The sequence below is a fragment of the Mycolicibacterium alvei genome (genome assembly GCF_010727325.1).
GTDB lineage: Bacteria > Actinomycetota > Actinomycetes > Mycobacteriales > Mycobacteriaceae > Mycobacterium > Mycobacterium alvei.
Genome location: NZ_AP022565.1, coordinates 3,142,791 through 3,157,028 on the forward strand (window position 1 = coordinate 3,142,791; position 14,238 = coordinate 3,157,028).

Genomic DNA, 14,238 nt, shown 5'->3' on the forward strand with positions numbered 1-14,238 from the left:
CAACAGGAGTGACGCCTGATGACCGACGCACTGGGCTTGTCGATCGGGATGACCAACCTGGTGGCAGCCCGCGAAGGCCGCCAACCGGTGATCCGCCGATCGATCTTCACGCTGCACAACGACCGCGCACCGGAGGTGGGCGAGTACACCGGCGGCGGGTTGCCGTTGGCCGGCTTCGTGGAACGAGTGGGCGACCCGGTACCTCTTGTCGCTGCCGATGGGTCCCAGCACCGCGGCGAACTGGTGCTGGCCGAGGCGTTGGACGTGATGGCCCGCGCCGCCGGCGGCGGTGCACCCGTGGTGATCGCGGTACCGGCCCACTGGGGCCCGAGCACCGTCGACGCGTTGCGCGGTGCCCTGCGCAACAAGCCCGCACTGTCGCCCGGCGGAGTTCCGCCGGGCCTGGTGCCCGACTCGTTGACCGCGATGGCGGCGCTGCAGGCCGATCCGGGGTTGCCCGCCGACGGCGTTGTGGTGTTGTGCGATTTCGGTGGCAGCGGCACCAGCGTGACGCTGGCCGACGCCAGTGCCGACTTCGCCACTATCGGACCGACGGTTCGTTATCCCGAGTTCTCCGGCGACCAGGTCGACCAGGCACTGCTCAGCCATGTGCTCAGCGGAGTCGCGGCGGCCGGCGACGCCGATCCGGCGGGCACTGCGGCGGTCGGGTCGCTCAACAGACTGCGGGCCGAATGCCGGCAGGCCAAGGAGCGGTTGTCCGCCGAGACCGCGACGGCGATTCCCACCGACCTGCCCGGGTTCAACTCTGATGTCAGGATCACCCGGCCAGAACTAGAGCAGCTCATGTCCGCACCGCTGGTCGGCCTACTGGATGTCATCGAAGACACATTGCAGCGCAACAACATTGCGTTGTCGAGTGTGAACGCGGTCGCCACCGTCGGCGGCGGAGCGGCAATTCCCCTGGTGACACAGCGACTGTCCGAGCGGTTGCGCGCACCGGTGGTGACGACCCCGCGACCCCAACTCGATGTGGCGGTGGGGGCCGCACTCGTCGCCGAACGAGTCGTCGACGCCGGTGCACCGACCGGCATGGCCCCCGAAGTGGCGGCGGCCGACGCCCCGACCGGCATGGCTCCGACCAGCCTCGGTCCGGCTGCCTGGGCGGCTGGAGCCACGGTGGCGCAGCCGTCGGCCAACGACGCGGACGCGGGCGCCCTGGCCTGGTCCCAGGACGACGCACCCGGAAATGAACCGGTGCCCTACGCGGGCGGCGAATACGAAACCGCCGGGGGCGCGACCGGGGCGCGGCCACCCGTTGCATTCAGTCATGAAGAAGAGATGTACGACGCCGAGCCGGCGCCACTGGCCTGGTACAAGCGCCCGCCGATTCTGTTCGGAGCGGCCGCCGCGGCGGCACTGCTGGCCGCCGGTGGTCTCGCGGTGACCTTGACCAGCTCGGACGGAGATTCCGGGCCGGTCACCGAAACCAGCACCACCTATTCGATGGGCCCCTCCCCGGAAGGCCCGCCACCAGAACCGATCACCACCGTGACCCAGGGACCGGACGGGATCGAGACCACCACGGTCATCGCGCCTCCGCCGCCTCCTCCCGAGACCACGACGTCCGCGCCGGAAACCACCACGACGACGAGTCCGACCACTACGACAACCACCACGACCACTTCGACGACAACCACGACCACCACGCAGCCGACCACCACGACCACCACTCGCACCACCACCCAACCGCCGACCACCACCACGGCGCCGCCGACGACGAACCCGCCGACCACCTCTCAGGCGCCGATCACGACCTCCGCGGCCGCGGAGGCCCCGGACGGCGAAGCCTAGGCAGAGGCTGATGACGGCGCCGGAGATCGTTCCGGAGCTTCCGGTGGCGGCACGATCAGCCATCGATGCGGTGCTGGCCAATCCGGCCGACCCGGTCAAGCTGCTGCTGTCCGGCGGCATCGGAACCGGGAAGAGCACGGTGCTCGCCCAGATCCGCAGCGCCTTGCGTGACGGCGGCCGCACTGTGCTGACCCGAGCACCGCGACCGGGCGACGAGACTGAGGCGGCCTTCGTCGTCGATGACGCGGACCAGCTGACCGACGCCGAAATCGACTGCCTTGCAGAAAAAGTCGCAGATACTGCGACGACGGTGGTGGTGGTGGCCTGCGAGCCGTTGACCCACCGCCCGTCGTTGCAGGCGTTGACCACCGCACTGGAGCGGGAGAACCCGGTGCTGCGACTCGGGCCCCTGCCCGCCGCGGAGGTGGGCCGGATACTGACCACGGCGCCGGGGTCTGCGGCCACGGTCGAAACCGTGAGATCGGTTCTCGCCGCAACCGCGGGGCTGCCGTTCCTGTTGCGGGCGGCCGCGGACGCGGTCGAGGCACCGACCGACGCGGCACGGTTCGCACTCTTGCAGCGGTTGCGCCGGGTTGACGACGCCACCCGCGATGCACTGCTGATCCTGTCGCTGAGCCACGATCTCGGCCCCGACGACGTCGCGGCGGCACTGCGACTGACCGGTGCCGAGGCGTCGGCCCTGGTGGATCGGGCCCGCGCCGGTGGGCTGGTGGAGCCGTCCCACGACCGGCGGTTCCTGCGACTGCTGCATGAATCGCTTGCCCAGATCGCCGGTGCCGCCCGCCATCACGAGATCGAAACCTCCCTGCTCACTTCGCAACTCGAGCTGTCGACGTTGTCTGCCGACCTCGCGGTGCGGTTGGCCGAGCACGGATTGCGCGATGACCGGCTGGCCGAGGCACTGGCCGAACACGCCGCCCACAATCGCGCCCGGCCGGCGCGGGCGGCCCGGCTCTACCGCGCGGCGGTCACCGCCGGGGCCACCGCGGTGAGCACCCGACTCGCCGATGCACTGGCACTGGCCGGAGACTGCACCACCGCGGCCCGCATGGCCGATGAACTGCTCAGCTCCGAGGACCCGTCCGAACGGGCCACCGCGGTGCGGGTCGCGGGCAGCGTCGCCATGCACGACGGCGGCGCGGCCCAGGCCGCCGACCTGTTCCGTTGGCTCGGTCCCTATCCGGACACCTTGATCAGCTCGGCCGCCGTGACCTCCTTCCTGGCCGCCGGTGACGCCGATGCGGCGCGGGCGTCGTCGCGCTCGGAGGTGGCCGGACCACCCACCTCGACGGCGCGCGCCGCCCGCAGCCTGGCCGAAGGATTGGTGCTGTCGCTGGATCAGCCGTTCGCCGTGACCGTGGCCCGGCTGGGGCAGGCGGTCACGTCCGAACACCAGGCCGGCGGCGTCGCCCCGGACACCCCGGCGGCGCTGGTCACGTTGGCCGCCCTGCACGGCGGCGACTCTGTGCGGGCACGCAGTGTGATCGGCCGCGCGGTCCGGGCCGGTGGCACGGGCGAGGAGACGTTCAGTGCGGCGCGCCACCGCCTGCTGTTGGGCTGGGTGAAGATGCAGGACGGCCAGCTCGGTGCGGCCGGCGCGGATGCTGCCGCCGCCGAAGCGGGTGAGGATCTGCACCGCCGCGACGCGTTGTGGGCCGCAGCGCTGCGTACCGCGATCGCCCGACGCAGCGGGGACAGCGGCGCCGTCCAGAAGCACTGGTATGCCGCGGTCGAAGTGCTCGCCGAGTATTCGATCGACCTGTTCTCACTGCTGCCACTGGGTGAGTTGTGGGTGGCGGGCGCCAGGATGCGTCAGGTCGACCGCCTGGAACATACGCTGTCCGAGGCGTGGAGCCTGCTTGCCGGGCTGGGTGATCCGGTGTTGTGGTCGGTGCCGCTGCACTGGGCCGGGGTGCACGCCGGGATCCTTGCCAACTCACCCGGAGCCGTCGCCCCACACGGACAGGCACTGACCGCTGCGGCAAGTCAGAGTGCCTTCGCCCGGGCACTGGCCAATGCCGGGCGCACCTGGCTGCGAGTGCTGGCCAATCACGTCGACACCGATGAAGTCACCACCGCGGCCCGGGCCCTGTCCCAGTTCGGTCTGACCTGGGACGGCACCCGGCTGGCCAGCCAGGCCGCGCTGCAGACCCCGGATGCCCGGGTGTCCCAGGCGATGTTGCAGTTGGCCCGCGATCTCAAGCAGACCAGCGCGGTCGAGGAGGTCGTGTTGGGCTCGGAGCCTCCGACCGGGAGCGCACGCCAGGCGCCCGCTCCATCCTCTACGAAGCTGTCCGACCGCGAGCGGGAGGTGGCCGAACTGCTGCTGCTCGGGATGCCCTACCGGGACATCGGCAGTCAGTTGTTCATCTCGGCGAAGACCGTCGAGCACCATGTCGCCCGGATTCGCCGGCGCCTGGGGGCTGAATCCCGCACCGAGATGCTGTCGATGTTGCGGGCCATGCTGGCGCCGCCGGGCTGAGATCCATACCACAGCAATCTCAAAGTTAGGTAAGCCTCGGTAGCGGCGAGAAACACCTAAATGTCACTATGAGCAGAAGGAAGCTAAGTTACCGACGGGTAACTGTGCCCAAGTTACTCACGGGTAACATCCGAATGGAGGCGTTTCTGTGGAGAGTCTCGAACACACGCTGGTTGTGTCGCGACTGATTCTCGGTGTGCTCGCAACGCTCGTCGTGCTGGTGTTCGCCGGCAAGCGCGTGCTGTGGCTGACCAAGCTGATCAGCTCGGGACAGAAGGTCGGCGACGAGCGTGGCCGCAAAGACCATCTCGTCCAGCGCTTCCTGAATCAGAACAAGGAAGTCTTCGCCCAGTCGAAGCTCCTGAAATGGTCGATCCCCGGCATCGCGCACTTCTTCACCATGTGGGGCTTCTTCGTCCTCGCCACGGTGTACCTCGAGGCCTACGGCGTCCTGTTCAACCCCGAATTCCATATCCCGTTCGTCGGCCGCTGGGCCGTGCTGGGCTTCCTGCAGGACTTCTTCGCCGTCGCCGTGCTGGCCGGCATCATCGTCTTCGCGATCATCCGCATCCGCAAGAACCCCGAGCAGCTCGGCCGTGAGTCGCGCTTCTACGGCTCGCACAACGGCGGCGCCTGGACGATCCTGATCATGATCTTCCTGGTGATCGCGACCTACGCGGTGTTCCGCGGTGCGGCCGTCAACGTGCTCGGTGAGAACTTCCCCTACCAGTCGGGCGCGTTCTTCTCCGACGCCATGGCCGCGCTACTGGCCCCGCTGGGCCACACCGCCAACGTCTGGATCGAGAGCCTGGGACTGATGGCCCACCTGGGCGTCATGCTGGCCTTCCTGCTGATCGTGCTGCACTCCAAGCACCTGCACATCGGCCTGGCCCCGATCAACGTCACCTTCAAGCGTCTGCCCGACGGCCTCGGCCCGCTGCTGCCCATGGAAAACAAGGGCGACAAGATCGACTTCGAGGATCCCGCCGAAGACGCGGTGTTCGGCAAGGGCCGGATCGAGGACTTCACCTGGAAGGCCAACCTCGACATGGCGACCTGCACCGAGTGCGGTCGCTGCCAGTCGCAGTGCCCGGCATGGAACACCGGCAAGCCGCTGTCGCCCAAGCTGCTGATGATGAACCTGCGCGATCACCTGTTCGCCAAGGCGCCCTACATCATCGAAGGCAAGCCGATGCCCGAAGAGGGCTCGGTCGACTTCACCACGCTGGGCGACAGCCTGCACGGCCACGGCGTCCCCGAAGACGGCTTCGTCCGCATCGCCGGGTCCGGCCCCGAGCAGGCGCTACGCCCGCTGGTCGGCACCGCCGAACAGGGCGGCGTGATCGACCCCGACGTGCTGTGGTCCTGCACCAACTGTGGCGCCTGTGTCGAGCAGTGCCCCGTGGACATCGAGCACATCGACCACATCGTCGACATGCGCCGCTACCAGGTCATGGTCGAGTCGGAGTTCCCCGGTGAGCTCGGCGTGCTGTTCAAGAACTTGGAGACCAAGGGCAACCCCTGGGGCCAGAACGCCAAGGACCGGACCAACTGGATCGACGAGGTCGACTTCGACGTCCCGGTCTACGGCGAGGACGTGGAGAGCTTCGACGGCTTCGAGTACCTGTTCTGGGTCGGCTGCGCCGGCGCCTACGAGGACCGGGCCAAGAAGACCACCAAGGCCGTCGCCGAACTACTGGCCGCCTCGGGCGTGAAGTTCCTGGTGCTGGGCACCGGCGAAACGTGTACGGGTGACTCGGCTCGCCGTTCCGGCAACGAGTTCCTGTTCCAGCAGCTGGCCGCGCAGAACGTCGAGACCATCAACGAGCTGTTCGAGGGTGTCGAGACCGTCGACCGCAAGATCGTCGTGACCTGTCCGCACTGCTTCAACACGATCGGTCGCGAGTACCCGCAGCTGGGTGCCAACTACACCGTCGTGCACCACACGCAGCTGCTCAACCGGCTGGTCCGGGACAAGAAGCTGGTGCCGGTCAAGTCCACCGGCGGGCCCGAGGTCACCTACCACGACCCGTGTTTCCTCGGCCGTCACAACAAGGTCTACGAGGCTCCGCGCGAGCTGGTGGAGGCCTCCGGCGTGACGCTGAAGGAAATGCCCCGCCACGCCGACCGCGGCCTGTGCTGTGGTGCCGGTGGCGCGCGGATGTGGATGGAAGAGCACATCGGCAAGCGCGTCAACGTGGAGCGCACCGAAGAGGCCATGGACACCGCCTCGACCATCGCGACGGGCTGTCCGTTCTGCCGCGTGATGATCACCGACGGTGTCGACGACGTCGCCGCTGCCCGCAACGTCGAGAAGGCCGAAGTGCTCGACGTGGCTCAGCTGCTGCTGAACTCGTTGGACAAGAGTGGCCTCAAGCTGCCCGAAAAGGGCACGGCGGCAAAGGAATCCGAGAAGCGGGCCGAGGCACGCGCCGAAGTAGAGGCCAAGGCCGAAGCCGCGGCGCCCGCCGTGGAAGAAGCCGCACCTGCGGCTGCCGCAGAGGCGCCCGCCGCGACGGCGACTGCCGCCACCACCAAGCCGGTCACCGGTTTGGGTATGGCCGGCGCCGCGAAGCGTCCCGGCGCCAAGAAGGCCGCGGCACCCGCGGCCTCGGCGGCACCCGCTGCCGAAGCACCAGCCGCTCCCGCGGCTCCGGTGAAGGGGCTGGGCATGGCCGGCGGCGCCAAGCGTCCCGGCGCCAAGAAGACCGCGGCACCCGCGGCCTCGGCGGCACCCGCTTCCGAAGCACCTGCTGTCGAAGCACCTGCTGCGGCACCGGCCGAACCGGCCAAGCCGGAAACCCCGGCGGTGGGTCTGGGCATCGCCGCAGGCGCACGTCGTCCGGGGGCCAAGAAGGCCACCGCGGCTGCGCCCGCAGTCCCTGCGGCCCCTGCCGCCGAGCCGACGCCGGAACCGGAAGCCGAGGCACCGACCGCAGCTCCTGCCGAGCCCGCCAAGCCGGAAACCCCGGCGGTGGGCCTTGGCATGAAGCCGGGCGTCAAGCGTCCCGGTAAGCGCTGAGTACGTCCCTGACGCACCGAACGGCCATCTCCGCAAGGGGGTGGCCGTTCGGCGTATTCGGGGAGGTCAGTGCTTGCCGTAGGGCGGGGCCTTGACGGCGGGCGCCGCGGAGGCGGGGGAGACCGTTCCCGTGTAGGTGACCGTGGTGGTTTGACCGATGGTCATCGATCCGCCGTACGCGATGGCCGTTGGGCTCTCATGCGGTCCGCCCAGGGTCAGGGCGAGAATGCCCATCGCGACGACGGCACTGCCGCCGATTGCCGCGGCCAGGGTGTTGATTCGTGCCATGTGGATTACCAACCTTGTCTAGCTTTTGCCGCTTCAAATACCCTCTGACCTGGGCAAATAGTCGACATACCGTCAGCAGTCATGGTTGCCCACATTTCCGCCGGGGGCGAGGCCACCCAAGCGAATCCACAGTGGCTTCGTACCCGAATTGCAGGAACTGCACGTGTGGCGGTGACCACTTTGCAGATCGGCAAATTCCAAAATCAGTGGACGGTGGTGAGACCATGGTGAACGTGACTACCCATCAGTTGCCGTGGCAGACCGGTCAGCACCCGAAGCCGCGTACGTTCGCCCAGTCCACGAAGCTGCAGGATGTCCTGTACGAAATCCGCGGACCGGTACACGAACACGCCTCACGGCTGGAAGCTGAAGGTCACCGCATCCTCAAGCTGAACATCGGCAACCCCGCGCCGTTCGGCTTCGAAGCACCCGACGTGATCATGCGCGACATGATCCAGGCCCTTCCGTACGCGCAGGGCTATTCCGACTCCAAAGGCATCGCCAGCGCCCGCCGCGCGGTGTTCACCCGGTACGAACTGGTCGAGGGATTTCCCAAGTTCGACATCGAAGACGTCTACCTGGGCAACGGGGTCTCCGAGCTCATCACGATGACCCTGCAGGCCCTGCTCGACAACGGCGACCAGGTGCTCATCCCGGCCCCGGATTACCCGCTGTGGACGGCCTCGACCGCGTTGGCGGGTGGCACCCCGGTGCACTACATGTGCGACGAGACCCAGGGCTGGAATCCCGATGTCGCCGACATCGAGTCGAAGATCACCGAGCGCACCAAGGCGCTCGTGGTGATCAACCCGAACAACCCCACGGGTGCGGTGTACAGCCGCGAAACCCTGGAGCAGATCGTCGAACTGGCCCGCAAGCATCAGCTGATGCTGCTCGCCGACGAGATCTACGACAAGATCCTCTACGACGACGCCAAGCACATCTCCCTGGCCACGCTGGCGCCGGATCTGCTGACCCTGACGTTCAACGGATTGTCCAAGGCCTACCGGGTGGCGGGTTACCGCTCCGGCTGGCTCGTCATCACCGGCCCCAAGGAGCACGCGAGCAGCTTCATCGAGGGCATCAGCCTGCTGTCGAACATGCGGCTGTGCCCGAATGTGCCTGCCCAGCATGCGATTCAGGTCGCATTGGGTGGCCATCAGAGCATCGATGACCTGGTATTGCCCGGTGGCCGGCTGCTCGAGCAGCGTGACATGGCCTGGAACAAGCTCAACGAGATCCCCGGGGTGTCCTGTGTGAAACCCGCCGGTGCGCTGTATGCGTTCCCCCGCCTGGATCCCGAGGTCCACGACATCCACGACGACGAGCAACTGGTGCTCGATCTGCTGTTGCAGGAGAAGATCCTGCTGACCCAGGGCACCGGATTCAACTGGCCCACACCGGATCACCTGCGCATCGTCACGCTGCCGTGGGCGCGGGACCTGGCCCAGGCGATCGAGCGGTTGGGCAACTTCCTGGCCGGCTACCGCCAGTAGGCACCAGGAACCGGACAGCCGACCGCTCTAGGCTGTCCGGGTGGCGCACTCGCATTCCCACTCCCATTCGTTGGCCGGTTCGTCTCCGTTGAGTCCGCTGGCTGCCCGCATCGTCGTCGGCCTGTTGGTGGCGATCGGCGTCGCGATGCTCATCGGCGCCGCCATGCTGTGGCCGAGCCACCAGAAGGTGGACATCCCGCTGCCGTTCCAGAACGCCGCGGGCGGGGCCGTCACCACCGAGGCCGGGCACGTCACCTCCAGCACGCTGGCTGACTGCGGCAGCCCGTCGGCCGGGGGCGTGTTGACGGCCGCACCGAAACCGGCCGAACCGGGTGGCGGCACCTGCGTGCAGAACCTGGTGGCCATCGATTCCGGCCCCAACGCGGGCGCCAAGACCCTGCTGGAGTTCACCACCGGGCCCGGACAACCGAACCTTGCTGCCGGAGACAGCATTCGGGTGAGCCGCCAAGTGGACCAGGCCGGGACGACGAGCTATGCGTTCTTCGACTTCGAGCGCACCTGGCCGTTGGTCGCGCTCGCCGTGGTGTTCGCGGTCGTGATCGTGGCGGTGGCGCGCTGGCGCGGCCTGCGTGCGATCGTCGGCATCGTGGTGGCCTTCGCGGTGTTGATGATCTTCCTGCTACCGGCGCTGCGCGACGGCGCCCCGGCGGTTCCGGTGTCACTGGTAGCCTCGGCGGCGATTCTCTACGCGGTGATCTATCTGGCACACGGTGTCAGCCTGCGCACCAGCGCGGCCCTCCTGGGCACCCTGACATCGTTGTTGCTCGCCGCGATATTGTCCTGGGCGGCAATCGAATTGGCCCACCTGACGGGATTGTCCGAAGACCAGAACAACGAGGTCGCGGCCTACATGGGCAACGTGTCGATCACCGGCCTGCTGTTGGCGGGGTTCATCATCGGCTCCCTCGGTGTGCTCAACGACGTCACCATCACCCAGGCCTCAGCGGTATTCGAGCTGGCCGAACACGGCGGGAGTCGGCGCGCGATCTTCGCCGGTGCCATGCGGGTGGGCAGTGACCACATCGCCAGCACGGTCTACACCCTGGTGCTGGCCTATGCCGGCAGTGCCCTGCCGCTGCTGCTGTTGTTCAGCGTGGCCAACCGGTCACTGGGTGACGTGCTGACCGGCGAGAGCGTGGCGATCGAGATCGCCCGCTCCGCGGTAGGCGGTATCGCCCTGGCGCTGTCCGTCCCGTTGACGACGGGCATCGCCGCGGTGCTCGCCACGCCCACCACCGGGACGAAATAGCCTGCGCCTCAGCCCACGAGGTCCTTTTCGGTGAGCTCGGTGGCGGCCAGCGCGGCGGCCAGGGTGTCATGCCGGAACGCCGACGTGACGTGGTCGTGCACCACCCGGAACGCTGCCGCCCCGGTGCGGGTACTCCCGTCGCCGGCCATGATGGTCTGTTCGACGACGACCACGCCGTCGTGCACGAACATCCGCCCGGGCGTCACGGTGTCCCCGCCGGACTCTGCCCAATTCCGCAGGGCGGCGTGCCCCTGCGCGGCACCGTTGGCATCGCCCACCTCGATGTCATCGCTGGACAGCGCGATCAGGGTCTCGACGTCGTCCTCGTTGAGCGCGTCATGCCAGGCCAGGACCGTGGCGATCTCGGATGTGGTCATGAACGAAACGTACGCTACTCAGAACGGTGTGCGGTCGAGCCAGGTGTCCCAGGTCGCGGTGTCGCCGAACACTTCCAGCCCGAGGTCGGCGGCCGTACCCCGGCGCGTGACCGCCATCAGCAGTTTCTGGGCCGGCCCCTTCAGCGCGACGGTGCCCTTGCCGTGACTGTGCGACCACCCGAGCCCGTCCTCGTCGTGCTCGATCGTCCACTCCCCCGTCGGCCCCAGACCGTCGTCGGTCGCGTGCAGGTGGATGCTGCTGCCGAATGCGAGCGGTTCATGGTGCCGCTTGTTGGCCATGCCGGTGGCGATCGCGAGCCATTCACTGACGGCGTCGGCGGCGAGATCGGCCGGGAGGACGAACTCGGATCCCACGGCCAGCGCGGCGTCGATGTGGTGTACCGCCACCTCGTGGACGCGTCGGCGGATCCACCAACCCTCGGGCTTGGGGCCCAGGAACGTCCACACCCTGGCGTCGGTGCCGATCTGGTCTGCCGACTTGAGGACCTGGGCCGCACCCGCGTTGAGCCATTCGATCGCGGCGTCGGGATCGTCGGGCGGCTTCCCTTCGTGAACCTCGCGCGGATCGAGCGGTGAGACCCGGCGCTCGGAGATAATCTGTGCCGCCCAACGGTTTCCGCGCCCGACATGGCGGAACAGTTGCTTGAGCGTCCAGTCCGGGCAGGTCGGCACCGGCGTCTCGGGATCGCTGGAGGCGATCAGCTCCCCGAAGCTCCGGGTCTGGTCGAGCAGAGCGGCGCGGAAGTCCACATCACGAACCTACCGCTGTGCGTGCCTTTTCGAGCGTTATCGGAAGAGACGACCAGCCGCGCAGGATCCGGGTGTCCCGCCGGTTGCCTTCACCGGCGGCCCGCACATCGGGAAACCGGTCGAAGAAGGTCTGCAGGCCCACCTGTCCCTCGGCCCTGGCCAGGGCCGCCCCCAGGCAGAAGTGTCGGCCACCGGAGAACGACAGGTGCCGGCCGGCGTTGTCCCGTTCGATGTCGAAGCGGTGTGGGTCGGTGAACACCGCGGGGTCGCGGTTGGCGCCGGCGAGATGCACGATGACGAGCTCCCCGGCCTGCACCGCGGTGCCCGCCACCTCGGTGTCGCGCAGGGCCACCCGCGCGCTCATCAGCACCGGTGAGTCCAGTCGCAGGATCTCCTCCACCGTGTTCGGCCACAGCTCGGGGCGGGCCGAGAGGGTCTGCAGGTGTTCGGGATGGTCGAGCAGCATCCGAATACCGTTGCCCAGCAGGTTGACCGTGGTCTCGAATCCGGCCGCCAGCACCAGCCCGGCCAGCGCCCGCAGTTCCGCCTCGTCGAGCGGTTCTCCGGCGGCTCCCGCCTCGGAGGCCGCGATGATCTGGCTGAGCAGGTCATCACCGGGGTTGCGCCGCAGTTGGCGCAGGTGATGAGTCAGCCAGGTCTCGAATCCGTGGATGCCGGAGTTCACCTGTTGGTACTGCTGCCAGCTCAGCCCGATGTCGAGACTCGGTGCGCCGAGTTCGCCGAAGCGCAGGACCTGGGAGCGGTCGGCGTCGGGGACGCCGAGGATGTCGCTGATCACCGCGACGGGCAACTGCGCGCAGTACCGGTCCACGATGTTGACCACCCCGGCGTCGCCGTCCATCGAGTCCAGCAGTTCGTCGGCGGTCTCCTTCACCCGTTCCCGCAACCGGGCCACCGCGCGCGTGGTGAAGACCGAGGAGACCAGCTTGCGGTAGCGGGTGTGATCGGGTGGTTCCACCGCCAGCAGGGACGGCGGCAACAGCGGATGCAGCATTCCGGTGTCGGTCTTGTCGGCCACCCAGCGCAGCGGACGCGGCAGGTTGCCGCCGAGCCGCGACACCCGGAAGTCGTCAGAGCGCAGCAGGTCGGTGGCCACGTCGTGGTGGAAGGTCATCAAGATCGCGCGGCCGCGCACGATCGGTCCACGACGGCGCATCTCGTCGGCGAAGGGCGCCGGGTCGGCCCGCACCGCCGGGTCCGCGATCAACCGGGCCTGCGGATCCCCGCGACGCACGCCGTACGCAGAGATGCCCCGAACCACCCCGTGCAGGGCCATCCACCGGATTCGTTCCCGCATGGCCCGAGCCTACGGCCGTACAAATTGTTCTACAAGCGTCAAACAGTGGCGACGGGGCGTCCCAGCGCGTAGACCCGCCATCCGGCTTCCCGCCACCGCTGCGCATCCAGGCAATTGCGGCCGTCCACAACGACTTTGACGCGCACCGTGTCGGCCAGCTCGGCCGGATTCAGGTCGACGAACTCGGCCCACTCGGTGAGCACCAGCACCGCATCGGCCCGATCGCAGGCTTCGACGACGGAGGTGGAGTAGTTCAGGGTGGGGAACACTCGTTGCGAGTTGTCCATCGCCTTGGGGTCGTACACGTTGACCGCGGCCCCGTTCAACTGCAGCATGCCGGCGACGTTGAGGGCCGGCGAGTCGCGCACGTCGTCGGACTCGGGTTTGAATGCCGCGCCGAGGACGGCGATGTTGGCGCCGAGCAGGGATCCGCCGCAGGCCCGGGTGGTCAGTTCCACCATCGCGGTGCGACGACGCATGTTGATGCTGTCGACCTCACGCAGGAAGGTCAGCGCGTGGTTGGCACCGAGCTCACCGGCCCGGGCCATGAACGCCCGGATGTCCTTGGGCAGGCAGCCACCACCGAAACCCAAGCCCGCGTTGAGGAATCGCCGTCCGATGCGTGGGTCGTAGCCCAGCGCGTCGGCCAGCAGGGTGACGTCGGCGCCGGCGGCTTCACACACCTCGGAGATCGCGTTGATGAACGAGATCTTGGTCGCCAGGAACGCGTTGGCCGACACCTTGACCAGCTCGGCGGTCTGCAGGTCGGTGACCAGGAACGGCACCCCGTCGTCGATCAACGGCGCGTAGAGTTCGCGCACCGCGGCCTCGGCCCGAGTCGAATCGTGCTGCACCCCAAGCACGATGCGATCCGGATGCAGGGTGTCGTGCACGGCGTAGCCTTCCCGCAGGAACTCCGGGTTCCAGGCCACCTCGACGTCGACGTCGGCAGGCGCGAGTCCGCGGGCCCGCTCGGCCAGGTCGCCGGCGGTGCCGACCGGAACCGTCGACTTGCCGACGATCACCGCGGACCGCCGAAGCCGTGGCACCAGGGTGTCGATGACGGCGTGCACGTGGCGCAGGTCGGCGCCGTAGTCGCCCTTCTTCTGCGGGGTGCCGACGCCGAGGAAGTGCACATCGGCGAAGTCGGCGGCCTCGTCATAGTCGGTGGTGAACCGCAACCGCCCGGCAGACAGGTTGTCGTTCAGCACCTTGCGCAGGCCGGGCTCGTAGAACGGGATGTCGCCCGCGGCGAGTTTGGCGACCTTGCCCGGGTCGATGTCGACCCCGATCACCTCGTGGCCGAGCTCTGCCATCCCCGCGGCATGTGTCGCGCCCAGATAACCGGTACCGAATACGGTGCATCGCATACTGCCTGGAT

10 protein-coding genes are annotated in these 14,238 nt (G+C 68.2%); 5 read left to right on the forward strand and 5 right to left on the reverse strand.

Going from position 1 to position 14,238, the window contains the following annotated elements; genetic code table 11:
* The first annotated feature begins 18 nt into the window (after positions 1 to 18).
* The 3 genes from G6N44_RS15095 to G6N44_RS15105 all read left to right on the forward strand — a co-directional run bounded on the left by G6N44_RS15095 (position 19) and on the right by G6N44_RS15105 (position 7,337).
* A complete protein-coding gene (locus G6N44_RS15095; protein WP_163665281.1) occupies positions 19 to 1,812 on the forward strand; it encodes an Hsp70 family protein in 1,794 nt (597 codons plus the stop codon).
* Positions 1,813 to 1,822: 10 nt separating this feature from the next.
* Positions 1,823 to 4,315, forward strand: coding sequence for an isoniazid response ATPase/transcriptional regulator IniR (gene iniR / locus G6N44_RS15100; protein WP_163665282.1), 2,493 nt, complete (start codon positions 1,823 to 1,825; stop codon positions 4,313 to 4,315).
* Positions 4,316 to 4,463: 148 nt separating this feature from the next.
* Entirely contained in the window at positions 4,464 to 7,337 is a 2,874-nt protein-coding gene (locus tag G6N44_RS15105; protein ID WP_163665284.1) for a heterodisulfide reductase-related iron-sulfur binding cluster, read from the forward strand.
* A gap of 66 nt (positions 7,338 to 7,403) precedes the next feature.
* Here G6N44_RS15105 and G6N44_RS15110 read toward each other — a convergent pair whose 3' ends face one another.
* Positions 7,404 to 7,625: a hypothetical protein gene (locus G6N44_RS15110; RefSeq protein WP_163665286.1), complete on the reverse strand. Its 222-nt coding sequence runs from the start codon at positions 7,623 to 7,625 to the stop codon at positions 7,404 to 7,406.
* A gap of 206 nt (positions 7,626 to 7,831) precedes the next feature.
* On the opposite strand from G6N44_RS15110, the gene G6N44_RS15115 reads away from it, so the two are divergent.
* Both G6N44_RS15115 and G6N44_RS15120 read left to right on the forward strand, forming a co-directional pair.
* Positions 7,832 to 9,121, forward strand: a complete 1,290-nt coding sequence (locus tag G6N44_RS15115; RefSeq protein ID WP_163665288.1) for a pyridoxal phosphate-dependent aminotransferase — start codon at positions 7,832 to 7,834, stop codon at positions 9,119 to 9,121.
* A gap of 40 nt (positions 9,122 to 9,161) precedes the next feature.
* Positions 9,162 to 10,391, forward strand: a complete 1,230-nt coding sequence (locus G6N44_RS15120; RefSeq protein ID WP_163665290.1) for a YibE/F family protein — start codon at positions 9,162 to 9,164, stop codon at positions 10,389 to 10,391.
* Between the two features lie 8 nt (positions 10,392 to 10,399).
* On the opposite strand, the gene G6N44_RS15125 is transcribed toward G6N44_RS15120, so the two are convergent.
* The 4 genes from G6N44_RS15125 to G6N44_RS15140 are packed head-to-tail and all read right to left on the reverse strand — an operon-like array spanning position 10,400 to position 14,227.
* Positions 10,400 to 10,768, reverse strand: coding sequence for a nuclear transport factor 2 family protein (locus G6N44_RS15125; protein ID WP_163665292.1), 369 nt, complete (start codon positions 10,766 to 10,768; stop codon positions 10,400 to 10,402).
* Between the two features lie 18 nt (positions 10,769 to 10,786).
* The gene (locus G6N44_RS15130) at positions 10,787 to 11,539 is read right to left on the reverse strand and encodes a maleylpyruvate isomerase family mycothiol-dependent enzyme (RefSeq protein WP_163665294.1); all 753 of its coding nucleotides are present in this window, start codon (positions 11,537 to 11,539) and stop codon (positions 10,787 to 10,789) included.
* Between the two features lies 1 nt (position 11,540).
* Positions 11,541 to 12,857 carry a cytochrome P450 gene (locus G6N44_RS15135; RefSeq protein WP_170309401.1) on the reverse strand — a complete coding sequence of 439 codons (1,317 nt, stop codon included), beginning with the start codon at positions 12,855 to 12,857 and terminating at the stop codon, positions 11,541 to 11,543.
* Between the two features lie 38 nt (positions 12,858 to 12,895).
* Positions 12,896 to 14,227 carry a UDP-glucose dehydrogenase family protein gene (locus G6N44_RS15140; RefSeq protein ID WP_163665295.1) on the reverse strand — a complete coding sequence of 444 codons (1,332 nt, stop codon included), beginning with the start codon at positions 14,225 to 14,227 and terminating at the stop codon, positions 12,896 to 12,898.
* Positions 14,228 to 14,238 lie beyond the last annotated feature (11 nt).